The organism is Staphylococcus saccharolyticus, from assembly GCF_900458815.1.
Classification (GTDB): Bacteria; Bacillota; Bacilli; order Staphylococcales; family Staphylococcaceae; genus Staphylococcus; species Staphylococcus saccharolyticus.
Genome location: NZ_UHDZ01000001.1, coordinates 172141 through 199113, shown reverse-complemented (window position 1 = coordinate 199113; position 26973 = coordinate 172141). Strand labels below are relative to the sequence as shown.

The 26973-nt window shown below is 31.8% G+C and carries 16 protein-coding genes and 4 pseudogenes; 5 read left to right on the top strand and 15 right to left on the bottom strand.

The window, feature by feature from the left end; translation table 11 throughout:
• Nucleotides 1-21 precede the first annotated feature (21 nt).
• The 7 genes and pseudogenes from ausB to DYE57_RS00765 form a co-directional block, all read right to left on the bottom strand.
• On the bottom strand, nt 22-645 hold the full coding sequence (gene ausB, locus DYE57_RS00795; RefSeq protein ID WP_115314102.1) for an aureusimine biosynthesis 4'-phosphopantetheinyl transferase AusB: 624 nt from the start codon (nt 643-645) through the stop codon (nt 22-24).
• A 6-nt stretch (nt 646-651) separates the two neighbouring features.
• Nucleotides 652-7812: an aureusimine non-ribosomal peptide synthetase AusA gene (ausA, locus tag DYE57_RS00790; protein ID WP_115312526.1), complete on the bottom strand. Its 7161-nt coding sequence runs from the start codon at nt 7810-7812 to the stop codon at nt 652-654.
• A gap of 202 nt (nt 7813-8014) precedes the next feature.
• Nucleotides 8015-9253 carry an MDR family MFS transporter gene (locus tag DYE57_RS00785; protein ID WP_165417841.1) on the bottom strand — a complete coding sequence of 413 codons (1239 nt, stop codon included), beginning with the start codon at nt 9251-9253 and terminating at the stop codon, nt 8015-8017.
• A 657-nt stretch (nt 9254-9910) separates the two neighbouring features.
• Nucleotides 9911-11249 (bottom strand): annotated as a pseudogene (locus DYE57_RS00780) (MDR family MFS transporter).
• A 541-nt stretch (nt 11250-11790) separates the two neighbouring features.
• A complete protein-coding gene (locus DYE57_RS00775) occupies nt 11791-12126 on the bottom strand; it encodes a hypothetical protein (protein WP_115312524.1) in 336 nt (111 codons plus the stop codon).
• 114 nt (nt 12127-12240) lie between these two features.
• Nucleotides 12241-12519, bottom strand: coding sequence for a hypothetical protein (locus tag DYE57_RS00770; RefSeq protein WP_115312523.1), 279 nt, complete (start codon nt 12517-12519; stop codon nt 12241-12243).
• A gap of 76 nt (nt 12520-12595) precedes the next feature.
• Nucleotides 12596-13483, bottom strand: a pseudogene (locus tag DYE57_RS00765) (LysR family transcriptional regulator).
• Nucleotides 13484-13666: 183 nt separating this feature from the next.
• Here DYE57_RS00765 and DYE57_RS00760 point away from each other — a divergent pair.
• Entirely contained in the window at nt 13667-14812 is a 1146-nt protein-coding gene (locus DYE57_RS00760; protein ID WP_256728376.1) for an MFS transporter, read from the top strand.
• A gap of 243 nt (nt 14813-15055) precedes the next feature.
• A pseudogene (locus DYE57_RS00755) lies at nt 15056-15677 on the top strand (type I secretion system protein).
• 279 nt (nt 15678-15956) lie between these two features.
• Here the strand turns inward: DYE57_RS00755 and dhaM are convergent.
• From dhaM to DYE57_RS00720, 7 genes are all read right to left on the bottom strand, one after another.
• Nucleotides 15957-16331: a dihydroxyacetone kinase phosphoryl donor subunit DhaM gene (gene dhaM, locus DYE57_RS00750; RefSeq protein WP_115312522.1), complete on the bottom strand. Its 375-nt coding sequence runs from the start codon at nt 16329-16331 to the stop codon at nt 15957-15959.
• 3 nt (nt 16332-16334) lie between these two features.
• Nucleotides 16335-16910, bottom strand: a complete 576-nt coding sequence (gene dhaL / locus DYE57_RS00745) for a dihydroxyacetone kinase subunit DhaL (RefSeq protein WP_115312521.1) — start codon at nt 16908-16910, stop codon at nt 16335-16337.
• A gap of 53 nt (nt 16911-16963) precedes the next feature.
• On the bottom strand, nt 16964-17926 hold the full coding sequence (dhaK, locus tag DYE57_RS00740; protein WP_115312520.1) for a dihydroxyacetone kinase subunit DhaK: 963 nt from the start codon (nt 17924-17926) through the stop codon (nt 16964-16966).
• Nucleotides 17927-17940: 14 nt separating this feature from the next.
• Nucleotides 17941-19047, bottom strand: coding sequence for a glycerol dehydrogenase (locus DYE57_RS00735; protein WP_115312519.1), 1107 nt, complete (start codon nt 19045-19047; stop codon nt 17941-17943).
• Between the two features lie 308 nt (nt 19048-19355).
• Nucleotides 19356-20321, bottom strand: coding sequence for a biotin synthase BioB (bioB, locus tag DYE57_RS00730; protein WP_115312518.1), 966 nt, complete (start codon nt 20319-20321; stop codon nt 19356-19358).
• 180 nt (nt 20322-20501) lie between these two features.
• Nucleotides 20502-21377, bottom strand: a complete 876-nt coding sequence (locus DYE57_RS00725) for a 5'-nucleotidase, lipoprotein e(P4) family (protein ID WP_115312517.1) — start codon at nt 21375-21377, stop codon at nt 20502-20504.
• 287 nt (nt 21378-21664) lie between these two features.
• A complete protein-coding gene (locus DYE57_RS00720) occupies nt 21665-21889 on the bottom strand; it encodes a hypothetical protein (RefSeq protein WP_115312516.1) in 225 nt (74 codons plus the stop codon).
• A 500-nt stretch (nt 21890-22389) separates the two neighbouring features.
• On the opposite strand from DYE57_RS00720, the gene argF reads away from it, so the two are divergent.
• The 3 genes from argF to DYE57_RS00705 all read left to right on the top strand — a co-directional run bounded on the left by argF (nt 22390) and on the right by DYE57_RS00705 (nt 26090).
• A complete protein-coding gene (gene argF, locus DYE57_RS00715; protein WP_115312515.1) occupies nt 22390-23391 on the top strand; it encodes an ornithine carbamoyltransferase in 1002 nt (333 codons plus the stop codon).
• 22 nt (nt 23392-23413) lie between these two features.
• Nucleotides 23414-24346, top strand: coding sequence for a carbamate kinase (arcC, locus tag DYE57_RS00710; protein ID WP_115312514.1), 933 nt, complete (start codon nt 23414-23416; stop codon nt 24344-24346).
• A 178-nt stretch (nt 24347-24524) separates the two neighbouring features.
• Complete coding sequence (locus DYE57_RS00705) at nt 24525-26090, top strand: YfcC family protein (protein WP_115312513.1); 1566 nt, start codon at nt 24525-24527, stop codon at nt 26088-26090.
• A 119-nt stretch (nt 26091-26209) separates the two neighbouring features.
• On the opposite strand, the pseudogene DYE57_RS00700 reads toward DYE57_RS00705, so the two are convergent.
• A pseudogene (locus DYE57_RS00700) lies at nt 26210-26967 on the bottom strand (alpha/beta hydrolase).
• Nucleotides 26968-26973 lie beyond the last annotated feature (6 nt).

Below are 26973 nucleotides of genomic sequence, written 5' to 3'. Positions count from 1 at the left end.
AAGAGTTATTTGTTGATAACTTTACATTAATTGATAAATAGAAATTTCTTCTATGTTTAGCTTTGTTTTACTGATATGACATATTTGAATTAACCTTGAACCATAATCGTATGATTTAAATTTAACTCGTTCATTTAAATAATACAAATGTTGCGTTACATCGTAGTAATCTAAACCTTTTTTTAAACCTTCACCTATTAATTTAGTGTAACTTTCTTTTTTAGTCCAAATATCAAAGAAATCTTTTAATGTAAATACTTGGTTTAACTCATTAATAGAAAAATGTTGCGCCAAACTGTAATAGTCCAAAGTTTTTAATTCTTCGATATCAATACCAATTGGGCACTCATCAATGATACACGTTATATAAGGATAACTGTATGAAAGATTCACGTATAAATTGAGGTGGCTTTGTATCTCAACTTTACCATCAGAAGTTATACTGTATTCCCATTCATCAGTCTTTAAGCCACTCCATTGTTCAATACTATATTGAACGATTACATCACCGATACGATGCATTAATTGATCTTTTAAAAATCGATATTGTACTCGTGCCGGTTTTTTCAAAGCTCGATGACTTTTACCTAATAGCTTCTCAATTTCGCTTAAATACTTTGGCATCTTCGTAATATATACTTGCATCATTAACTACAATTGGGCTTCAAATTTTTCAGATAATAAGTGCCGCCATTGATGTAACCATTTTGGTGTAGGTTCCGGCCATTCATCTTGTAGTTCATTTAGCAACATTTGAGTCATAGAGGAATCAGTAACTCCAGGAATTTGGTTGTCTTCATTACTATTGAGTCCAATAAGTTCATGCATTCCTAATCGATGCAACTCTTGGTCAAATTTACGATCATTCACAACAGTCATTTCTGAATCTGTTGCAGAATCTAAAACTTGTTTCATTGTTATTGCGTGAGGTGAATACACATGATAAACAACAGGTATAGCATTAGAACTTGCCAGTTTAATAATATGTCGAGCTGTAACATCGATGAATGAAAATTCAACTTCTGATTTTGATAAACTTTCGCCGATAAATGACATTTTTAATAAATCTCTCATGACGATACTAAATCGATTCGTTGTTAAATTTTTCATATTTAATTTCCCAGTAGATGCACTTGTGAGATTTCCTAATCTCATAATCTGAGCATCTAATCCGTCGTTAACCGCTTCTAGTACTTTAATTTCACTATAAAATTTACTTTTCGTGTAAGGCGATGTAAATAATTGACCTTTATACAAGTCTTTTTCAGTAAATGAAACATCTTCTTCATGTACTTCAAATACTGTGCCAACACTTATTGTTGAAATATAGATGAATTTTGCATCTTTTTTCTTAGCTAAATCTACTAAAGCTTCAGTACTTTTAACATTCACATCGATAAATGCCTGATCGTCGCCGAAGTGATCAGTGCGAGCACCAGCGTGAATAATAGTATCAATCGATGCATCAATGTGAAGTTGATCTAATTCTGATAAATTACCTAAAACAATATCTAAATTGTTTATTAATTTAGTCGTATGAGCTATATCGAAATAGCATTTTAAATTATTTTGCAATTTAATTTGTGCTTCTGATAAATCATGACCTCTGACAATACATGTGATTTTGTCCGCATGACCATGCAGTTCATCAATTAAATATGCCCCTAAAAATCCGGTAGCTCCAGTAAGTAATACATGTCCCAAAGTAGATCGAACAATGTGTTTATGCTTCATTTGGTATCGTTGTTTAACTAAAGCTTGTAATTGTGGCAAATGATCTGGCAACTCTACTTTCGGTAATGCTTTACGCGTTTCAAAATGATCTGCAAGATAACGGATTGTTTTAAATTGATACATATCTTGCATTGTTAGATGGATATTCTTTAATTTAAGTTTTGATACAACAACCATGGCATCCAATGATGTACCACCAATTTCGAAAAAGTCATCATCAATACTTACTGAAGGAATTTCTAATACATCAACAATCGTTTCTGCAAATTCACGCTCAATTTCATTACGTGGTTCGATAAGTCCATTTTGTTGAACTTTTGGTGAAGGTAATTTTGACTCGTCAACTTTATCATTTCCAGTTAATGGAATTTCATCAATAGCTGTTAACGTTTTAGGAATCATATATTTTGGTAAATGTTGATTTAATTGTTGTTCTATGCGATGTTCATCCTCTTGGCGCCCTACATAATAAGCATGCAGAACTTCACGCTCACCTTGGTTTGCTAAAATAACAACACTATCTGACACAGTATCAACTGAATCAATTACATTTTCGATTTCACCGAGTTCAATACGATAACCATGAACTTTAACTTGTTTATCCATTCTTCCAAGAAACTCGATTTGACCATCTGGTGTCAGACGCGCTAAATCTCCGCTTCTATATAGTCTACCTTTACCAAATGGGTTATCTATAAATTTTCCAGCAGAAAGTTCTGGTCGATTTAAATAGCCTGAAGTTAAACTTTCCCCTGCAATACATAATTCTCCAGGGATACCAACACCACAGAGTTGCAGTCCTGACATAATGTAAACTTCAACATTGGCTAAAGGTTGTCCAATTGGAATCGTTGAAGGAATTGGCTCACCTTTTGTATGAGTCCAACACATTGCAATAACCGTATTCTCAGAAGGTCCATAAGCATTGATATACATATCACAATGTTTAGTAATATGTTGCACAAAAGCAGGTGTACTTGTAGCACCGCCAGTAATGACTTTAGGAATATAGAAATTGTGCATGACATTGTAAACTTGCAATGGAATAGATGCGATTGTAATTTTCTCTTGTAAAATCAGTCTTTCAAGTTGTTCTGTATTTGTACGTTCAGTCGACGTTGCAATCACTAGCGGATATCCATTTAATAAACTACAGTAAAAATCAGTTGCTGAAGCATCAAATACATAATTAGCGTATTGTAGATAAACTTCATCATCAGATAAACTTAGTCTTTCTGTCCAAGCATGAACCAAATTTAATACATTACGTTGTATTACTGATACAGCTTTTGGCTTACCAGTTGTTCCTGATGTATAAATATGATAAATATCATCATCTAAGTTACCATTGTATTCAATATTTAAGTTTTTATTATTTTCATCCACATGAATATCTTCTATTTTAATCATTGGTATGTGCGTTTCTATGGACTTACCATATGTCAAGATTGCTGCTACTTCAGCATCTTCTAAGATGTATTCAATACGTTTATCAGGATAAGTAACATCTATCGGTACATACGATGCTCCAACTTTTATTACAGCAATCATACTGGCTACCATTTCAAAACTACGCTCAGTTAAAAGCGCAACACGTTCACCTTTGTGAATACCTTGTTGTATCAATGCATTAGCAATGCTATTGGCATAGTGATTCAACTCTTGATAAGTCATAGATTGACCACTCATTTTTAATGCAACATCACTTGCTTTTACGTTCATCACATCATTTAGTCGTCGTTGGATAGATTTATTTTCAGGTAAAGGTAAAGAACGATGATTGATGTGTTTATTCATCCAGTCTAAGAGGTTTTCATTTTCATTAATATCTTGAATTCTTACATCTTCAGTAGAAATCACATGTTTTATAATTGTTTCAAGTTGCTGTGCAATGTAGTGGATTGTTTCTTGGCTGTATAAATCTGTATTATATTCAATATTGACAACATAATCATCTTGATCTTCCTCAATAATAAATGATAAATCGAATTTAGCTGTTGTCGATTGAGGTGGAATGTGTGTGAGTTTACTATGTCCAAAGTTCGCATGATTGGTCTCGTTGTTTTGAAGCACGAGCATTACATCAAATAATGGGTTATGCGATGCATCTCGTTCATCCACAAGATCATTAACAAGACTCTCAAATGGATATTCTTGATGCTCATATGCACCTAAACTTGTCTCTTTCATTTCTGACATAAATTGTTTCCACGTTTTATCTCCCTCAGGTCGACCACGATAAACAAGTGTATTCGCAAACATCCCTAACATATTTTCTGTATCACGATGAGTACGTGCACTGATTACACTACCAATAACGATATCATCTTGACGTGTATATTTGTGAAGCAATACCATGATTGCACTTGCAAAGAACATAAAATCAGTCATTTGATGTTGTTCAACATATGATTTCAATTGTTCTTTTAATTTGTGCTCATAATGGAATACCAACATATCACCCTTTGTTGTTTTAATGCTTGGTCTTGGATAGTCTGTTGGCATGTTTAAAACAGGTACTTCATTCTCAAATTGTTGTAACCAATATCGACGTTGTTTAGATAAGTCACGATGTGCCATCCACTCACTATAGTCTTTATATTGGAGCTTAAGTTCAGGTAGTGCTTTATCTTGATATAAAGCATTCAAGTCAGATAATAAAATCGTATTACTCATACCATCGTTAATACTATGATGTGTGTCCATGAATAAGTAATCTTGATTTGGTGTATGAATATATTTCACGCGTATCTGACTCGGTTGTTCTAAATTAAATGGTTCCATAAATGCTTGAATCATGTCTTGTTCATTTGTAAGATTTGTCGTTACCTCTTCGAAATCCGGTTCGACATTTGTTGCAATACGCTGTTTAACTTCATTATCGTCAATCACATATTGCGTACGCAATATTTCATGACGTTCAATTAATTTTGTTAATGCTCGTTTAAGTTGAGGTACATTTAATTCAGAAGTTAATCGCCATAGGAATGGAATGTTATAAACTGTATCTTCTGGGTTTACACTCCATAGTAAATACATACTTTTTTGCGATGCACTTAATTCATATTGATAAGCTTCTTCTACTTTTGGAATCACTTCGTAAACATCATTTTGAATTTCTTCAATTTGTTCTACAATTTGTTCTACAGTAGGTGATTTCATTAAATCGCCAACTTTAAGACGTTTTTTCAACTGCTCTTCAATACGGTTCACGACTAACGTTGCTCTAAGAGAGTGTCCACCTAATTCAAAGAAATTATCTTTAATACCGACTTGATCTACATGTAAAATTTCTTCAAAAATACGACAAACAATTCTTTCTATATCATTACGTGGTGCAACATAATTGTCGTTATCAACCGTTTCAATTTCAGGCAAAGCACGTTTATCCAATTTCCCATTAATTGTAATTGGGATACGGTCTACTTTCATGAAATGAACCGGTATCATATAATCTGGTAAAGTTTCACTTAATATATCCTTCAATTGACTTGTAGATTGTGATTGAGACGCTTCATAATATGCTACGATTTGTTTGTCTTGATCTTGTTCTCGAACAATGACTACAGCTTTGTTGATATCACGTATGGCTTCAATCACTTTTTCAATTTCTGACAGTTCTATTCTGAATCCACGTATTTTTACTTGTTTATCAATACGGCTAATGTAATCAATATTACCATCTTCTTGCAGGCGAACTAAATCACCGCTTCGATATAATGTTTCATTTTTAAAAGGTGACTGAATAAAGCGTTCAGCAGTTAATTCAGGTTGATTTAAATAACCTTTTGCCAAACCTGCACCGCCAATACACAACTCACCTGGAACACCTACGCCACAAATACGTTCACCTTGCATGACATAAACCGTCGTTCCACTAATAGGCAAACCAATCGGTATACGTGAAGGCAACTCTGGAGGAATCGCAAATGTTGTAGTAAATGTTGTATTCTCTGTCGGTCCATAACCATTGATAATTTGAGGATGACGCTCACGTGAATTTAATAAATGAACCCACTTAGCATTTAACACTTCCCCACCAATAAGTAAATAAGTTAACGATTCTAGTGCTTCGATACGTTCACTCGCAATTTGATTAAACAATGATGACGTTAACCACATGGTATTTACTTTATTTTCAGCAATTGCTTGACCTAATAGTGTCGGGTTAAGCAATGTATCTTTAGAAGTGATCACTAAACGGCCACCATTTAATAACGCTCCGTATATTTCAAATGTTGCAGCATCAAATGCAACAGTTCCTGATAATAAGACTGTTGTAGTTTCATTAAGTTTGACGTAATTAGGTTTGTGTACTAAACGATCAATACCTCTATGTGGTACAAGTGTCCCTTTAGGCCTACCAGTAGTCCCTGATGTATAGATTACATAGGCGATATCTTCAGTACTATTAATACGACGAGGATTATCGATATGATGCGCCATTGACCACTCTAGAGTTTCTAATTTCACTTTAGGTAAGTCTGATTGTAATGTCGTATGATACGTAACAATCGCCTTAGGTCTTGCATCTTCAATAATATAATTTGTTCTTTCATCAGGATAATCTGGATCAATTGGTAAGTAGCCTGCACCTGCTTTCAAGATACCTAACATTCCAACAATCATTTCCAAACTACGATCTGCAATTAAAGCCACTGTATCATTAGGCTCAATACGATATGTCGAACGTAATCTTTGTGCTAAAAGATTAGCATGCTGATTTAATTCATTATATGTCATTAATTGTTGTTCGAATATGAGTGCAATACTTTCTGGATGTTGTTGCACTTGATATTCAAAACGTTCTACAACTGTTTCATAAGAACCGGTATCGATATTTAAGTCATCATTTTGTTGATTAATCATGTCATATTTAGTTAAATCTATTTGGTCACTTAATTGTATTTCTTTGACCGACAATGATGAATTTTGTGTAATTTGCATATATATACTGCTAATTAATTTGATTAAAGTATTCACAGTTAAATCATCATAAGCGTGAGCATTATATACTAAATCAAAACCGCCTTGAACATGTGGATAAATCTCTAAATCTGCCAATGATGACGTCTCGCTATATAAACGGTTAAGATGATGACAAATATGATTAAGTTCAAATTGTTGATGCACTGTTGCAATATGAACCATCGTTTCTATTTCTAGCATTTCTGCTTTTGGTTGCGTAACAAAGGACACACCATACTTTTTAAATCCTTCAAGAATCTTATGACATTCAGTTATAATACTTTCAACCGTAGCGTTTTGATCAATATTCATATTAAGCGGTGCTATGCTAGTATTTGGCAACATCATCTCATCTTCTTTTTCGTACTCCATCGGAAAATGAATACCTAATGTCACTTCTGATGATTGACTCATAAAATGATTAGCTAAATAGGTACTGACGATTAATTGATTCACGTCAAGTGATGACAATGGCGTATAGATACTACGCATCTTTTTCTTTTCAGATGCATTTCTAACTGGCATATACGCATAATTATCATGATCTGCGTTTAACACCTTAAAATTCTTCGATTGATGAGCGACAAGTTCAGTCTCTTCATTCATCTCTTTAATCATGTTATAAAAATCAGAAACTGAGTGTTCATGACATAAAGAATGGGCATAAGCCGTATTCAACTGTCTTAAAAAATCGTTAAATTGACTTTCATCAAAAATCGTAGAATGGAAATCTAAAAGTAGGTATGCATCATCAAGAAACTGATAAATTTTGAAATTAAATAGAGGTAGTTGATTGAAATAGTAAGAATTCAACTCATTTTTGAAGAATACTTCAATGTCGAGATTTTTAGAACTTTCTTTAATTTCTTTAATTTCAATAAATGGGAAAAACTCTCGAATGTTTACTCTTAATTGGTTGATATCATCTGTCACAAATTGTGTACGTAAAATAGGTTGATGTTGAATAACACCTAATAACGCATACATCAATCGATGACGTTCAATCTCATTATCTAACCTGACCCAGTATGTCATCCTATGTTTCGAGGATGATTGTCTTAAATATTTAAAATAAAAATACTTTTGAAAATGCAATGCTTCAATACTCATTTAAGTCCTTCTTTCATATTCATTACTTCAATTATTCACTAACATCTTACATTGGTTCATTTTCTAGCCAAGCTATATATTAGTATATTTTGGCGTGTGAAAACAATTAATAAAATAATATTTAACAAAACCTTAATAAATATTATTTTTGTCAAATTACGAGAAATTCGGTATGAATTATACATTTCTAATTTTACAATTATTATAAATTTGCATTATTAAAACGACTAACAGCAATATAAAGCGACATGCCACCTAGTAGTAATAAAACAAACATATAGATTCCCATCTCTGTTGAGGTTAAAAATACACCTAGTATAATCCCAAATCTTGCAAGTAATTCAGCTAGGTTAAATCCTAAAGCATGCACTGCTGAATATGTCCCTCTTTTATGAGAAGGAACCATTTTAAAACGATTTTCTTCAAGAATTGGAGAATAAACCATTTCTCCTATTGTCGCTATAATCATGAATATAATAAGTAACGCAAAATGATTAAGATAAGTGAGATTGGAGTACCCAACAACATAAAAAATAATGCCAATCAGTAATGCTTTTTTGACATTCATTTTCATAACTATTTTTGAAATAAAATACGTAAAAATAATGACAATAATTGTATTTGTCATCAATAGAAGTGAGTACATTTTAACTCCGGTAATATGCAGTGAAAAAAGTGTGATAGGATCAAATTCTTGTTTCAAACGAATTGAAATATAAGATGATGCCGATAATTCACCCATTGTTAAAATACTAAACCCTACAATCAGTAATAGATACGTTGTGTCTTTAAAAGCCGGTTTATAACTATGTAAAATTTGTTTCATAGAAAAACGCGTTTGTTTAGAATCTTGTACGCTCAATTCATTTACTTTGTTTAAATCTTTAGGCAACCAAATATAAAGTGCGATAAATACGGTCATATAAATCACAAAAGCAATTAAAAATAACAAAGATTTATGCGCACTATACATCAATCCACCAATCAATGCCCCTAATGTCACAGCAATGTTTGTAAGCCAATAACTAATTTTATAAATATAATGTTCTACTTCGGGTGTAATGGCATCCATAATAATCGTATCCATCACAGGTTGTTGCATTCCTATAGTGATACTAAAGATAGCATAAGCAATACAAAATATTGCAATTAAAGCGCTATGTTTTGAAGTTGAAAATGCCATAACAATAAGCATCATACTTAAAATCAATTGGTAAGTTAACGTCAACGTCTTTTTAGGTAAACGTTCTATAATATGACCTGAAATTAAAGATATAGGAAAGTTAATAATGACAAGTATAAAGAGAAATAAACCTGCAAATCGTTGATTAACCATATCCGTTAAATACAATGCTATAAATGGTAAAAATGCTGTTACTATAATATTTTGAAAAAAATCGCATATTAATCGGACTTTTAAAGTCGTACTTAATTGCTTCACATTCATCCTTCTTTCTCTGTTGATGTATTTATAAGTATAAACCCTTGATAAGTGACCATAATATATTGCTTAACTATTTAATTAAGCTCAATTCACTGACATATCACTTATATTAATATCTATAATCGTTTTTAAAATTAATTGCAAGTTTCATTTTAGAAACAATTATTACAGAATGATTGATATGATTACGGTTATTATCTTTAATTTTTAAAATTTGAATACTTTTTAAGTTATTGTAAAAATTTGAAATCAACCGTTTCACTACTAACACAACGGTTAGACTTACATCGCTCTCTATTCATTCTAACGTTTGTAAAATTATCTTTGACAAAAATAAGGCAGAAGTAGGACCGAATTCATTTTGAATTCAAAGTCCCACTCCCGCGAGATATTTACAGATTTAATTGTTTATATAATCTTTATTGAGCATCTTTGTGTTTTGATTTAAAACCTCAACTTACATTGTTTTTAGATTCTCTATGTTGGAGCTCCAATCCCTTGCTTCTTTTGTTTGAAGAATTCTTGAGTAAAATCCTCTATGCTAGGACCCATCTTTATTTGAGAAAAGCTTGATATAAGCGTAATTACAAGTTAATCACAAAAAAGTTTAATAACCTTTAGATGTTATTTATATTCGAGGCTCACTTTTAGTATTTATAAATTTTCAGATTGATTATCCGAATTAGAAGATTGACGTTGGCGTTCTTCTTTAATAAATAACGCTAAAATTGTACCTATAACTATGAGAACAGTAATAAACATAAATGCCACGTCAACACCATGAATGGTTGATACTTTAATTAACTTAGCTTTAGACATTGTATGGTGAGTCGACGTATAACTTTTGGCTGCAATTGAAAAAATAGTAATACTAATTGCTGTACCCATAGCTCCAGCAATAATACGTAACGAGTTCATAATAGCAGTGCCATGTGAAATATCTTCTGACTCAAGTGCATTAAGTCCTACCGTGTTAAGTGGCATAATCAATAATCCTAAAGCAACCATACGAATAGCATAAACGACAACCACATACCAAAATGGTGTATCTGCAGTTAAGAATAAATATAAAAACGTCATGATAATCAATAAGATGAAACCAGGTATAGCTAAAACTTTTATTCCGTATTTATCAAATACCTTTCCTGTATATACCATAATCAGACCATTACACCCCGCACCAGGTAGGACAACTATACCTGAAAGTAACGCCGAAAGTCCTAGTCCTGTTTGAATATACATAGGGATAAGTAATGCTGGCGTGGCCATTGTAATGTATACAAGCATTGAAGATACAGCCGATAATGCAAAGGTTTTGTTTTTAAATACACGAATATTTAAAACTGGATATTTAATTCTTAATTGTCGGAAAGTAAATATTGCGATAATCATTAATCCTAAAATAAAAGTAACAATAAGTGGTGCTGAAGCTATTCCAAAGGTACTCGCACTACTAAACGCAAATAAAATAAGTCCAAACCCAAAGGTTGAATACACTACCGATATTTTATCTAAAATAATCAATGAATAACCCAGTTAAAGTTGGACCAATGGCTGGTGCAGTTTGTACAACAACACCTGCAAGCCCCTTTGATCTGCAGGGAATAATGTAAATACAGTAAATTGCATTAAAGGTAATAAAATACCAGCACCAATGGCTTAAATAACTCGAGCAATCATTAAAATACTAAAACTCGGTGCTAATGATGCTAGTATTGATCCAATAAGAAAGATAGCCATTGAAAAGATATACAATTGACGTGTAGTATATTTATCCATTAAAAAAGCTGTGAGCGGAATCATAAATACCGTTGACTAACATAAACTCTGTAATTAACCACTGAGCTGTCGTTTCTGTGATGTTCAATCCCTTGATTATCGCTGGTAATGCAGTATTTAAAATGGTTTGATTTAGCATAGATACAAACGCACTAATTAACATCACAGCGACCATTGCATTACGTTTAGTTTTAGTTATAGAATCACTTGTCATAAACCAATACCCCTTTCAGAAATAAATCGGTGATATAACAAATCACTTTTATTTAACTACACATACTTTTTTATTTAAATTTTTTAGAAGTGATAATATAGCGAGGAATGAATTGTGTGAGAGTTCATACTAAAACGATAATAAAAATCAAAATTAACTTGTTCAATAAATCCTAAAAGTCCAATTTAAGTAATTAAGTGTTAATATTTTTGAAAATTTAAAAACTTACTTCTATATAATTATAGAAATCAGTTTTAAGAATAAAATTATTAAATTAAATTTAATTCATATTAGGATGACTATTTGTGAAATTAATCTTCTCTTCAATTTTGAATAATTCCGGAATATTTTTAAATTTGTTGTATACTTCTTTTAACTTTAAAGTTTTACTATGGTCGAGTAACTAATTAAAATATTCATGACCACCTTGAGTCCCTGCAATAAAAATTGATTAATCATTAATACCTATGATAGGAAGAAAATTTCCATTAGAAGGTTCAATGGAAAAGAATTGCATGCCCTTTGGTGCACCTTTATATGTTCAATATTCACGTATAGTTATATTTTGTACATTAGCGTCTCTATTAAAAGGACTTTTTAAATGATACTTTCCTGCAAAAATTTCTTTTTTAGTTAATAAATACTCTTCGCTATCATCACCTAAAAATGCTAAAGCAATTTTAGTTTTATCCGGTAAATCTCCTACTTTAGCTTCTTGTTCTAGATTCGTTTGTGTTTCTTTTGATGATTTAGCTTGTTTTCCTTTGTCTTTACGTGACTTTTCTTCATGTTGCGTCTGATTATCTGTGGTTGCTTTAAAGTCACATGCTACTGCAAACATCAATACAAAACAACATAAAAATAAAATTCGTTTCATTCACAATGTTCCTCTCGATGATATTCTAAATGTTAAAGATTGTTTATATAAAATTATTATAATATGCGACATGGAAAATCCATCAAAACGATTTACACCTAATAAAAAATTCTCTCAAAGTCTTACGTTGAGAGAATCGATATAAGTATTATTTATTTTTTGCGCTTTATCCCACTCTATAGCTAAAATTATTAATGCTACAATAGCTATAATGATTGCTCTTATTAATTTTAAATGGAGCAACCCGTTTTGATACATATATATAATCGATATAACTACACCTATAGGTACAATCAGTCCTAATAATTTATTACCAGTACGTAATGAAAAGTAATGAATGGCAAGTAAAATAGCATATATAATGGCTAGTAATATGTCCTGTAAATGATTCATAAAAATTATATTCATCCAAGAACATTAAATTAACTGCCTTGCATATCTATTGCTTATCTTAACGTATTTAAAATGGTTATTCATTCTTCTTTAAATAGTGAATGAATTCTAAAACTATTTGTTGTTTTGTCTTTTCTTTATTTGCAATCACTATAAAATTAACTGCATAATCAAATGGTTTACCTAGGGGTACTGACTCTATAAGTTCATTATCTAAAAATGGTTCATTTTCAAGCATTAACGCTGAAACGATACCTACACCTAAACCTTCAGCAACTGTACGCATCAGAACAATTGGATTAGCCGTTTTAAAAACAATCTTCAGTGGATGGTGTGTTTCTTCAAGTGATGTTGGTAAAATCCACGATCATATAGTACAAAAGGATATTGTTAAATTTCTTCCAAATTAACATATTCTTTAAAAGTTAATTTAGACTTTTTAGGAACAATCAATTTAAAATGAGTGGTTAAATTAAGTGAGAATTGTGAAACTTGACTATCTTCATCCTCTCGTTCTGTAATACCTATTAGGCCAATATCAATGTCACCTTGATTAACCATCATTTTAATTCTATTTTTATCAGCTTCAATGACTTCAACATCTACATTAGGATGGTTATCTTTAAAATGAGATAAAGCTTTGGGTAGTACTTTGTGAAAGAGCGTTGGAATCGTCGCTACTCTAAAGTGTCCCTTTAATATTTGTTCGCATCGTATCTATTTCTGATAATAGCGCATCTTTAGACTCTAGTATTTCTAATATAAACGGTATTAAACGTTTTCCTTCTTCTGTTAGAGTAGTTCCTTTTCTAGAACGTGAGAATAATTTGTATCCTAATTCTTTTTCTAAATTAGCGATAGACTGACTCATTTCAGATTGGCTAATATGCATGGTTTCACTCGCATGAATCATTGATTCCAATTCATATAACTTTTTAACGTATGCTAACTGTTCAAAGTTCATTATTCTCGCCTTTTTTATATAAGTTTTACTTATATTATATTCATTAATTCCAATTATACATTAGTATATTTAATTTATATAATAGATGATATAACAACATTATGAATGTAGAATTTCATTATATTGAGGAGGAACAGCATGTCAAATCATTTAGTGAACGACCGTTTGTGAACAAAAGACTTTATATTTATTACTTTCGTTAACTTATTTATGTATTTAATTCATTACATGTTGGTCGTAACAATCACTGAATATACTATTGATAAATATCATGCCTCTGAAAGTATAGGAGGCTTAGCTGCAGGTATATTTATTATTGGTATGCTAGCTGGACGTTTAGGTTCGGCTAGAATTATAGATCATTTGCAACCTAAAAAGGTCTTACTTTACGGCGTCATCTTTTCAATTATTGCAATAGCATTATACTTTGCTATTACAAACTTATGGGTCCTTATGTTAATTCGTTTTATTCATGTTATAGCATTTGGATTTTCATCAACAGCAACAGGAACTATTTCATCTCGAATCATCCCAGAGGATCGAAAAGGTGAGGGCATTAGTTATTATGGATTAAGTGTGAGACTTGCTTCTGCTATTGGACCTTTTATTGGCTTAGTATTTAACAAACATTTAGGATTTAAATCTATTTTTGCTATCAGTCTATTAAGTATTCTTGTAGCATTTGTATTAAGTATTTTCATTAAAAAACTACCTGTACTTAATAATAATCATGAAACTAAAGATCAACCACGTGGTATTCACGCTTACCTACAAAAAGAAGCATTACCTATTTCTTTAGTAGTCATCTTAATCGGTGTCGCTTATTCTAGTGTCTTGTCATTTTTATCTATTTACTCTGAAAAAATCAATCTCGTTACAGCATCAAGTTTCTTCTTCCTTGTCTTTGCGATTGTTACGTTTATCACACGCCCATTCACAGGTAAAATTTATGATAATTTTGGTGAGAACAAAGTAATGTATCCAGTTTTACTAAGCTTTACAATTGGACTTATTATTCTCGGTTTTACTCATACCAGCATGATTTTACTTATTGCAGCTGCATTCATTGGCTTTGGTTATGGCACTATCGTACCTACTGCACAAGCAATTGCAATTCAACAATCATCTGCAAGTAAGATAGGCTTAGCAACGTCAACATTCTATATCTTCGCCGATTTCGGCGCAGGTATGGGACCAATTATTTTAGGTATCATCACACCATTTATTGGTTATCGTCATTTATATATGGTAATGGGTATACTTGTTATCATAGCACTTATCCTGTATTACTTCGTTCACGGCAGAACACACAAAGATCCATTCAAATGAAAGAGAAAGTTGAAATTAGACCAAATATTTATAATTAAAATGAATTATACATCTGCTGAATAGCCACTTAGGGATGAAATTTAAAATCTCTAAGTGGTTATATTTTTATAAAATGATAACTTCAATTTTTCATTCAAATCATATTGATCGCAAGTTTGTATAATAAATAACAGTAATATATACCAAAAACCAAATATATATCATTGTCATATAATTATAAAACATTTACTGGAGGTGATATTGTTGAGTCAATTTTTAGCTACAATAGTCGGTGGCATTTTTACTTTAGCAGACACATTTATAGCACTTTGGTTTCAATTTAGAAAAGATGATAGAGACAAAAGTAAAGATTATCATAACGATCAAGTTAGTTCTTTAGATATTACAGCTTATAAAGCTGCAAAAGTAAGAAATAACTACTTAAATTTCGAAACTTCTAATTTTTAGTAAAGAAAATACGATGGAAATTTATCAAGATATTGAAACAGATTTTAAATCTCTTGATACTCACGTTCAAAATCTAATTTCTCTAATGAGTCATCATAGCGATCAATCAAATACTGTAATACAAAAATTATTAGGTAGCTATGAACCAGTCAAAAATCAATATAACAAACTTAAAGTAGCTTATATGATTTACCACCATCAATATAATACACCGGATTTTGATAAAAATGGCATTACTTTCTCTAAAAGAAAACCAGACATCGAAATAGACCAATTTATAGATAAATTAGAAGCACTTACTAAAACCGAATATGCTAATCATCAACTATATAAACCAACACTAAACCATACTGTAGATAAATCCTATGCTATTTATAAAAATAAAAATATTAACTTAATCAAACTTTGTCATATGTGACCAGTACATGAAACATTATAAGAGAGAAAACACTGTTCCTTTGTAATGCAACATACAAACAAATTTTTTCTTTATGTTTTGAGCTTATTTATATTTTTCTATTTTGTAATTTTTACAAATTCTATAGTTGTTTAACGTGAAACATATATACATTATCATCGTTAACACCACATCTTATTTTTAATATGTAGATTAACACTAAAAAGCTAGGCGTACCATAACCAATTGGCATTGGTACGCCTAGCAACACATTCAATATTTATTATCTATAATTAAGAGTTATTCCTCTGGATATTTAGCTCTCACTTCAGAGATAACACTATCCATACTCATATTTGATTTAATTCCTACACTTGCAATAAAGCTACCTTCAACGATAGGCGCCTCCATTTTTACGATTTTATGATCACCGTCGTACATTTCTAAAGCTGTATCTAAATTCATGCCGGCTGAACCAATGTCATAAAAGCATAACGCATCATTTTCAAGCCCATTTATAATAGAAACGATTTGGTCAAATGATGTACCAATTTCATCGTCACTTAAACCACCAACAGCGATGAGGTCAACGCCACCGTCAGTCATTTGATTAATTAATTGTTTAACACCTTCTGCTATTTTATGACTATGACTCACTACTACTATAGATGTCATTTCTTACTCTCCTCCTATAATTGCATTAAGAATATAAACACTACTTTGTGCACCAGGATCGATATAACCTTTTGAAGCTTCGTTGAAGTATGATGCACGGCCTTTAGTAGCCACCATATCTTTGGTTTCATTAGCAAATGATTGTAGTTTATCAAGATCCACTGTTTCGTCATTTTCTACAGCTTCTCTCGCACGTTCAATAACGTCATACATAGTTTTTTCATTTAATTCAACTTTACCACGTTGTTGAATACCATCAGCAAACGCTTTAAGTACTTCTTTAAGATTATCGTGATCAATCTCATCGTTTACTGCACTTGCCATCTTGATAAAACCAAAGCCGTATAACGGTCCTGAAGCACCACCCACGTTAGACATTAATGTCATTCCTGTAGATTTAAATAATGCTTGCATGCTTTGATCATCTAATTTTTCTTTTAAATGTTCAAAACCTCTAACCATATTAACACCATGGTCTCCATCACCAATGGCTCTATCTAAATCAGTAAGTTCACTTTCTTTTTCTTTAAAAGTATTTTCTAAATCTAATAAGCGTGCTTTGATATCTGCTACATTCATTTTCTAAGTCACCTCAAAAATTAAATTATAATATTACTTTCTTCGATATTAAATTAGAAATATTTACTTGCAGTAGGGGCTACTAAACCTTTAGCTACATCTTCACTGAAGGGTAGTACAGTGATAGAGAAGCCTTGCATATCAAGAGCTGTCATATAGTCACCAACAAACCAATGTTTTACATCGATATTGTTATTTTTGAATTGCTCATCTAAATATTTAGTAACTATATTTAATTCTGATAATGGTGTGCCACCCATACCGTTAACCATTACAATTAATGGTTGTTTATCAATTTCTTTGAACAACTCATCAAGTAAACGTTCAACAATCGTATTAACAGGTTGCACTGCTTCACGATGTAATCCTTTTTCACCATGAATACCAATACCAATTTCCATTTCATTATCTTCGATGTCGAAACCATTTTTACCTGTAGTAGGTACCATTGGTGGCGTTAAAGCCATACCGATACTTTTAATTTCTGGTAAAATTGCTTCAATTTTAGATTTAATTTCACTTAAAGCCACACCATTTTCGGCTAAGTATCCAGCATATTTATGCACAAATACAGTACCTGCTACACCACGACGTTTTTCTGGGTCTAAAATTGCGATATCGTCTCTTACAATGACACTTTCAACCTGAATGTCTTCCATTTGTGCCATTTCTTGAGCCATTTCGAAGTTCATTACATCGCCGGCATAATTTTTAATAATGAGTAGCACGCCGTCTCCATTATCAACAGCCTTAATTGCATCTAAAATTTTGTCAGGTGTTGGTGAAGTAAAAACTTCGCCACATACGGCTGCATCTAGCATACCTTGTGCAACAAATCCAGCGTGTGCGGGCTCATGTCCACTACCACCACCAGATACTAGTGCAACACCAGATTGTTTTTTATTCTTTCTAACAACAATTGTGTCAGAAACTATTTCAACATCTTGGTTAGAAACCGTAATTCCATCGAGCATGTCTTTTAAAATTGTGTTTTTATCTTGAATTAACTTTTTCATAAAAGCGACTCCTTTTAGTTGTTGAAATGACTTTTAGATAAATCATTGACAGTTAAAATTGAATCTGCAATTTCATCAGCAGTGATTTTATCACTAAGGTTAGCAAACGTATCATTAGGTGTTAACGCACGTTCACCTACACTAACTAAATCTTCATAACTAATATTTTCAATATGAAGTCCTTCTAGAGTTGTTGGCATGTTAATGTTATCGAAGAATTTTTTATACTTCAAGAATTTTTCTGTTGACGCATTTTCTAATACTAATTGAACTAAAATACCATAAGCAACTTTTTCACCATGAGTTAAGTGGTGAATGTCTCCTTCTAATGCAGTAAATCCATTATGAATTGCGTGTGCACCAGCAAGTCCACCATTTTCAAATCCTAAACCTGAAAGCAATGTATTAGCTTCAATGACAGCATCAACTTGAGGTGTAACAATATGGTTTTCTACTGATGTATAAGCACTATAACCATATTCAAAGATGACTTCTTCACATTTTTGAGCGATTGCTAAACTTGCTAACGTTGGTTTACCGTGGAACATATTTTTACCTTGTCTGCGTAATGTAGATTCAACTTCGATTAAAGTTGCTAATCCATCACTCATACCAGAGGCGAATAAACGTACAGGTGCTTGAGCAACAATTTCAGAATCAACCATTACTGTATCAGGGTTTTTAGGGTAGAATTCGTAACCACTGAATGAGCCATCTTCGTTATAAATAACAGATACTGCAGCTGTTGGCGCATCCATTGATGCTGTAGATGCAAAGTCAATAACACTTGCATTTAATTCATAAGCTACAGCTTTACCTGTATCTAACGCTTTACCTCCGCCTAATCCAATAACAACGTCAACGTTTTGGCTTTTGTATTGGCTAGCAATACGTTTAATTTCTTCTTCTGAAGATTCTCCTTTAAACACTTCATAATCAAATTGAACGTTGTTATTTGCTGAGAAACTGTCTTTAATTTTAGATTCAGTTAAATTCCATACAACTTCGTCTGAAATAATTAATGCATGACTACCAAGACGTTCAGTCTCTTCAGCAATAGAGTTGATGACACCTTTCCCTTGTACATATCTTCCTGGTGATTGATAAATAAATTTAGACATAAGTATTCCTCCAAAACATCTTTTATATTTATATTAAAAATTAAGATTTAATAATGAAATTACTTAATATTATTCCCCTAATCTTAATTTTTAATAACTGTGGATTATACCGTCTCTCGTCTCTCAATTAACAGTATACGCTTACATTTCAAAATTAAAAGATGTATTTTATGAAGATTTAATGAAGTTTTGTTTAATTGTCATTAACAATATTAATTATATATTAAATTAAGTACACTTTATACCTTATCATTAATTATTCTAAAGTAAGGATATTTCTAAAGGAAATATAAATTAAGTAATCTATACTATTTATCAATCTCAAATCCTAAATCTTCAATCAAACGATAGTCTTCTTCATTCGGCTGACCTCCTGTAATCAAATAATCTCCTACAAAGATGGAATTAGCAGCTTTTAATGCAAGAGGTTGTAAAGAACGTAAATTAACTTCTCTTCCTCCTGCAATTCTAATTTCCTTAGTTGGATTAATAAGTCGAAACAATGCAATGATTCTTATACATTTCATCGGTGATAATAAATCTAAACCACCAAACTTAGTGCCTTTAATCGGATGTAAAAAGTTAATCGGAATACTATCAGCATCAATGTCCTTTAACGCAAATGCCATATCAACAATATCTTTTTCTGTTTCTCCCATGCCACATATCACACCCGAACAAGGAGAAATATGATTCGCTTTCATCATTTCAACTGTATTGACACGATCCTCATATGTATGCGTTGTCACAACTTCTTCATGATAACGTTCACTTGTATTTAAGTTATGATTGTAACGATCGACACCCGCTTCTTTAAGTTTTTTTGCTTGATCTTCTTCAGTAAGTCCTAAGCACGCACATATTTTCAATTGAGGATGAACTTTCTTAATTTCCTCAACTGTTTCACAAATGTGATCTATTTCTTTATTACTAGGACCTCTTCCACTCATCACAATACAATATGTTCCAATTTGATTATCAGTCGCAACTTGCGCACCTGCTTTAATTTGATTTTGTTCTACGAGTGCATATCTTTGCTTTTCCTTCATTTTTATGGATTGCCCACAGTATCCACAATCTTCAGCACAAATACCACTTTTGGCATTAAGAATCATATTCAATTTTACTTTTCTACCATAATAATGTTTTCTGACGATATATGCTTCATTTAATAATTCAAAAGTATCAATATCTGAATTTTCAAAGATTGCTAAAGCTTCTTCCTTAGTCAGTGTATTCTCTTTAAGCACGCGTTCTGCTAGATTTAATTTCATGACTATTAACTCCTTATTCTTGAAAAATTAAATATTTAAAGGGATAACAACTATGATGTAAACTTCGTACGTATATAAGTTTACATTATTGATGACATAAATTAAATTATTTTTGAAAAATAAAAAAGCCACGTTGACTATTTCAATGTGTCAACATAGCTATAAATTACAATTTCTTTATTATTTTACTTCCCCAGTATCTGGGTCAAATTGTTTAATGGATTGTTTTCTGAGTTGATCTTTTTGTTCTTTACTTATTTGATAGTTATTATTATAAATTGTAGATTCCCAACTACCATACATTGGATTTGGGAAAATAAAATATTTCTTACCAAAGTCATTTTTATGTTGTTGAACAAGTTTTTCACGTTCTTTAAAAGTTGCCTTTTTAGGATCTGTAAAGTCTAATAAATTGTCACCAAATAGCATAATTAATTTATGATTTTTTTCAACTTTCTGACGTCTTGATTCCTTACTTTTATCATTTTTACCTTTTAATAAAATATGGTCGTCTTTAACTTGGGGAAGACCAATATTTTTTAAGTTCTTTTTCGTTCCTTTGAAATCTTTGTCTTTATCGTGATCAGAAATATAATAAATATCTATACCTCTTTTATCTGCATATTTTAGAAACGATTTGGCACCATAAACTGGTTTCGCTTTAGCAGCTGCTACCCATTCATGCCAACCTTTAGGAAAAGAAGTATCGTGTAATGCAGCATACCCTTGATAAGGTGAGTTATCAAGAACTGTTTCATCTATATCTAAAGCAATTGCAAGCTTTTTATTTCCGTTATTCTTTTTAAGATACTCATCTAATTGATATTTAGCACTATTATACCCTTGTAAATAAAGTGCTTTCGCTTCTGCAGAATTTTGATACCATGATACTGCCATAATATTTTGAGACCCTAAATTAAGATCTTTATGATGTTGTGTTGTTTGATGATGATCGTCTTTAGCATGAGATTCACATGCATATGTATTAAGTGGTGCTGAAATTGTAAATGCTGTTGCTAACGTTGCTGTTGCAATATACTTCGCTAACTTATTCATTGAATCACCTCATTAAAATAATTAAAAAATACAATTTTAAGTATATATTAAAATTAATGAAAAATGAATAACTAAAATTCAGTGAATGAGTTATATATAAAGACTTTTATCAAGCATAGTAGGATGCTTAGTTATTAATACATATAGATAAACTTCAATATATTTTGATTATACATAAATTTACTTTTACTTTTGAACAAAAACATGTCCTACTTGAAATAAAAAACCTGCAATCTTTACATCAATTACAGGTTTTAAAATCTTCTATAACATTTCATTGTTACTTTTTATTCTAAATAATGATCTACATGTTCGAGTCTATAATGTTCATCTTTAGCTTTTTCTTCTTCAAATTCTTTTTTCGATAATGGAGATAAATGTTCAATTTTATAATGTAATTTCTTCGCGAATGTTTCAACTTCTTTTTTGTTATTAGCTGTCACAAACATAGTTAATACATTATCATCTACAATATCTTTATGATGTTGATAATCTAGTTTATAGACTTTCATCTAAGAATTCCTCCTACTTTCGATATATGTTTTCTTTCCTTATAAAGTGTAATATGCCCTTATCTCAGCAATACTAAACACCTCAAACTAAATCCAATATTAATTTAATGTAATTTTTTGTCTTGCATGAATCAATTATCTTAATAATGGAAGGATAAAATCCACTTCAAAGAGATATTTTGTGGTTTCTATCAAGAAAAAGAATGCGATTACTTTTAAGACATTATATCTAAGCTAGAATGGGATAAAATTATTAATCATTTATCGTTTTTTCACAAATTAAATTGCGTTAAATTCATTTATATTGAAAATTCTAACATCTTAAAAAATAGTTATAACTTAAAGATAGTCCTTTTTCTCAAGTTTTACACCATATAAATGAAATGTTAATAAAAAGTTCAATGCTTTATTAATAAATATTTACAACTTAGGTTATGTGTTGAAATTGAATAGCAAACGCTTACAATAAGCATGTAATCAAATTTAAGGAGTTGTAATTGATGAAAAATTTACGTAACAGAAGTTTTTTAACTTTATTAGACTTTTCACAAAAAGAGGTAGAGTTCCTTTTAACTCTTTCTGAAGATTTAAAACATGCTAAGTATATAGGTACTGAAAAACCTATGCTTAACAATAAAAATATAGCCCTATTATTTGAAAAAGATTCTACAAGAACACGTTGTTCATTTGAAGTAGCGGCACACGATCAAGGTGCAAACGTGACTTATTTGGGACCTACAGGTTCACAAATGGGTAAAAAAGAAACAGCCAAAGATACAGCTAGAGTACTAGGCGGTATGTACGATGGTATTGAATATCGTGGTTTTTCACAACGTACAGTTGAAACGTTAGCTGAATTCTCTGGTGTTCCAGTATGGAATGGTTTAACAGATGAAGACCACCCTACTCAAGTACTTGCAGACTTCCTAACTGCAAAAGAAGTCTTGAAAAAAGACTACTCCGAAATCAACTTCACATATGTTGGTGATGGCCGTAACAACGTAGCGAATGCTTTAATGCAAGGTGCAGCTATCATGGGCATGAACTTCCACTTAGTTTGTCCTAAAGAATTAAACCCAACTGATGAATTATTAAAACGTTGCGAACGTATCGCTTATGAAAATGGCGGTAATATTTTAGTGACTGATGACATCGATAAAGGTGTTAAAAATTCAGATGTTATTTACACAGACGTATGGGTTTCAATGGGTGAACCTGATGAAGTATGGAAAGAACGTATTAAATTATTACAACCTTATCAAGTCAATAAAGAATTAATGGAGAAAACTGGTAATCCTAATGTAATTTTTGAACACTGCTTACCATCATTCCATAATGCAGAAACTAAAATTGGTAAAGAAATCTATGAAAAATATGGAATTAGTGAAATGGAAGTGACTGATGAAGTATTTGAAAGTAAAGCATCAGTTGTGTTCCAAGAAGCTGAAAACAGAATGCATACAATCAAAGCTGTAATGGTTGCAACATTAGGAGAATTCTAAACGAGATAGGGAAGTGAATAAAATGGCAAAAATTGTAGTAGCATTGGGTGGTAACGCTTTAGGAAAATCCCCAATAGAACAACTTGAATTAGTTAAAAACACAGCTAAATCTTTAGTTGGTTTAATTACAAAAGGACACGAAATTGTTATCAGTCATGGTAACGGACCACAAGTAGGTAGCATTAATTTAGGACTTAATTATGCAGCTGAACATGGTCAAGGACCTGCTTTCCCCTTCGCTGAATGTGGTGCAATGAGCCAAGCTTATATTGGTTATCAACTACAAGAAAGCTTACAAAATGAACTTCACTCAATGGGTATAGACAAACAAGTTGTTACTTTAGTAACACAAGTTGAAGTTGATGAAAATGACACAGCATTCGACAATCCTACAAAACCAATCGGCCTTTTCTACACTAAAGAAGAAGCTGACAGTATTCATCAAGAAAAAGGTTATGACTTCGTAGAAGATGCAGGACGTGGTTATAGACGTGTTGTTCCTTCACCTCAACCTATTTCAATCATTGAATTAGAAAGTATTAAAACTTTAATTGAAAATGACACACTAGTTATCGCTGCAGGTGGCGGAGGTATCCCTGTCATAAGAGAACAACATGATAGTTTCAAAGGCATCGATGCTGTCATAGACAAAGATAAAACTAGTGCTTTATTGGGTGCTGATATTAAATGTGACCAATTAATTATCTTAACTGCAATTGATTATGTATATATTAATTACAATACTGATCAACAACAAGCACTTAAAACAACAAACCCAGAAGAACTTAAAAAATATATTGACGAAGGACAATTTGCTAAAGGAAGTATGCTTCCAAAAATCGAATCTGCAATCTCCTTTATTGAAAACAACCCTAACGGCAATGTGTTAATTACTTCATTAAATGAATTAGACAATGCCTTAGAAGGAAAAATTGGTACGCTTATCAAAAAATAGTTCTTTAAAATACTTTTTCTAAATAATATGCAAACTCCATAAATTTTATCATATCTGTGCACCCTGTAACTCCTCTCCATTCCACTTCATACTACAGGGTGCACTTCCATGATAAAACATATAAAATACTAACCAATTCATATGATATTCATTCATCATAAGTTAATTTTCGAAGGAGATGAAACCGTTGGAACATGCTATCAATGAAAACAAAAAGAAAAAACGCTTTAAATTGAGAATGCCGGGTGCATTCATGATTTTATTCATCTTAACTGTTATTGCAGTAATCGCGACTTGGGTGATTCCTGCCGGTGCTTATTCAAAACTCTCTTATGGACCTTCATCTCAAGAATTAAAAATAGTTAACCCCCATAACCAAGTTAAAAAAGTTCCTGGAACACAAAAAGAACTCGATAAAATGGGTGTCAAAATAAAAATTGAACAATTTAAATCAGGTGCCATTAATAAACCTGTTTCTATTCCTAACACTTATGAACGTTTAAAACAACATCCAGCTGGTCTTGATCAAATTACTAGTAGCATGGTAAAAGGAACGATTGAAGCCGTAGATATTATGGTATTCATCCTTGTACTTGGTGGACTGATTGGCGTTGCTCAAGCAAGTGGGTCATTTGAATCCGGATTATTAGCTTTAACACAAAAGACTAAAGGTCATGAATTTATGTTAATTGTGTTCGTTGCAATTTTAATGATTCTTGGTGGTACGCTATGTGGTATTGAAGAAGAAGCCGTCGCATTCTATCCTGTACTTGTGCCAATATTTATTGCACTCGGATATGACTCCATTGTCTCTGTCGGCGCTATCTTCCTAGCAAGCTCTATTGGTAGTACATTCTCAACAATTAACCCATTCTCAGTCGTTATTGCTTCCAATGCAGCAGGGACAACATTCACAGACGGCTTATATTGGAGAATAGGCGCTTGTATAGTCGGTGCTATCTTTGTAGTCTGTTATTTATTCTGGTACTGTAAAAAAATTAAAAAAGAAGCTAAAGCTTCATACGCTTATGAAGATAAACAAGAATTTGAAAAACAATGGTCTGTAATGAATGATAATAGTTCTTCTAAATTTACCATTCGTAAAAAAATCATTCTCACACTTTTCGTCTTACCATTCCCTATTATGGTTTGGGGTGTTATGACACAAGGTTGGTGGTTCCCTGTAATGGCATCAGCATTCTTAATCTTTACAATTATCATTATGTTTATTGCAGGAACTGGTAAATACGGTTTAGGAGAAAAAGGTACAGTAGATGCCTTCGTTAATGGGGCTTCTAGTTTAGTCGGCGTATCACTAATCATCGGTTTAGCTCGTGGTATCAACTTAGTTCTTAATAAAGGACTCATTTCCGATACTATCTTGAACTTCTCATCATCTATAGTTCAACATATGAGCGGACCTTTATTTATTATCGTTTTACTCTTTATCTTCTTCTGTTTAGGCTTTATCGTGCCTTCATCATCAGGTTTGGCCGTACTTTCAATGCCAATTTTTGCACCATTAGCCGATACAGTTGGAATACCAAGATTTGTTATTGTTACAACATATCAATTTGGTCAATATGCAATGCTATTCTTAGCACCTACCGGACTCGTGATGGCAACATTACAAATGTTAAATATGCGTTACTCACATTGGTTACACTTTGTATGGCCAGTCGTTGCCTTCGTTTTAATCTTCGGTGGTGGCCTACTCATTACGCAAGTTTTAATTTACTCTTAATTCATATATATAAATGATTCATCAAATCAAAATAGCGCAAATTCTTGTTACTTAATCACAGAGGATTCGCGCTATTATTTTTTTATAGTATTTTTCAAATGACATCTGTCAATAGGTTATTAAGCTGTAAACTCTTCTATGACTTCTTTAATTGCTTTATCCCAATATGCATAATCATGAACACCAGTACTTTCTTTAAAATGATATGGCACTTCTTTTAGATTTAAAAATTGAATAAAGTCAATATTACCTTGATATAACTCATCTTCTGTACCACATTTAATATACAACTGTGGTAAATCTTTATGCTGATCGACGACTTGTTCCACTAAATAATATGGATCAAATTGTGTTCCTGCAATATGATTAGCATCCCCTACTACCGATTGAGGTGAGAAATCATACCATTCATATTGTCCGATCATTGAAACATCGAAAACTGCTGATAACATCGCTGCTTTAGAGAATAGTTGACTTTGTGTTAAAGCAAATTTAATTGTTCCATAGCCTCCCATGGAACGACCTGCGATATAATTATCTTCTCTTTTGTTAGAAAGCGGTAAGATTTGATGTACATAGTCATAAACTTCCAAAATATAGTCATAATAACTATGTACATATACCATATTTGTTAAAAGCTATGGTCTGCATTAGGCATAACAACAGCTATTTGATGCGCATTTGCATACCGTTCTACACTCGTATAGCGCATATATGAATGCGTATCACTAGATAAACCGTGTAGGAGTATTAACGTATTTAATGGCTTAGCACTTTGATTTGAGTTAAAGTAAATTTCATCTTCTGGAAGAATAACATTCAAAGTTTGATGCATACCTAATGTTTGAGATAAGTAATTTAATGTTATGTGAGCCATGTTAAA